Here is a 1,062-nt window from a genome sequence, read left to right on the forward strand (position 1 = left end):
ATCTTCAACATTAACGGTATTACGGGTATAACGGCCATGGGCGAGTTGGCTGACATCGGTAAAACCATGTTGCTCGAGCGCACGCTTTGCACCACGAAAGCCCGAATCGCCATAGCTATCTCGCTGAGTAAAAAATGCAATTTGTGTTGGCTCTATCCCCGACTGCAATAAGCCATCAATCATCTCAGCGGTTTCTGCCGCATAACTCGAGCGGTAATTGATGACATAGCGACTTGGCGGCGTCGTCCTGAGCACATCACCACCAGAAAACGCCCCAAACAGTACTGTTTGATATTGTTTGGCAATCGGAACGGTCACTACAGCGGTAGGTGTACCAACATTGCCAATGAGGGCAACAACATTATCATCTTCAATGAGTGAGCGCATATTTGCGCCGGCACGCTCGGGGTCATAGCCATCATCTTTAACGATTAGTTCAAGTTTACGTCCGCCAATACCTCCCTGGCTATTTACATAGTGGAAATAACTGGCAATGCCCGCCTGCATCTCTTTACCTAATGCAGCGGAAGGGCCGGTTAAAGCAGCGGTCATCCCGACCGTAATCTTTTCTGCAGCCATCGAGATTAAAGAAAACATCACTAAGATGCTGGTAACTACCGCTTTAATCACGCCGTGTAGCTTCGTCTTCTGGCTTTTCATCAACTATCGGCTCATCATCCATAAGTATGCGATTTGCAGCACCATCCATGTCATCATATTGACCACTGCGTACAGCCCAAAAAAACATCCCAACACCTAGCAGACCCAGCAGTAACATGCCGGGCAATAGGCCATAAATAACTTCCACTACTCACCTCTCAAATAGTCGCCTTATTCTGGCTGCATTGCCAATCACTAATAAGGAACTCACTGGCATCGTTAGTGCGGCCACAAGTGGACTGACCAACGCCATCATCGCTAATGGCACCATGATTATATTATAAGAGATTGATAGTACAATATTTTGCTTGATTGTGCGTAAGGTTTTACTTGCCAGGCGCCTGGCCTGTGCTACTTGCTGTAAATCATTATGTGACAATACGATATCTGCACTTTCTATCG

Annotated in this window: 2 protein-coding genes and 1 pseudogene; all 3 read right to left on the bottom strand. The window is 46.8% G+C overall.

Annotated features, from left to right (window positions below; translation table 11 throughout):
• On the bottom strand, positions 1-660 hold a 660-nt coding region (locus AC3AYF_RS21670; RefSeq protein ID WP_487780531.1), incomplete at its 3' end, for an ABC transporter substrate-binding protein.
• Complete coding sequence (gene ccoS / locus AC3AYF_RS21675; RefSeq protein WP_487780532.1) at positions 623-808, bottom strand: cbb3-type cytochrome oxidase assembly protein CcoS; 186 nt, start codon at positions 806-808, stop codon at positions 623-625. The genes ccoS and AC3AYF_RS21670, both read right to left, overlap by 38 nt.
• Positions 809-811: 3 nt before the next feature.
• Positions 812-1,062, bottom strand: a pseudogene (locus AC3AYF_RS21680) (hypothetical protein); the annotation flags it as partial.

Source organism: Salinicola sp. (genome assembly GCF_982684285.1).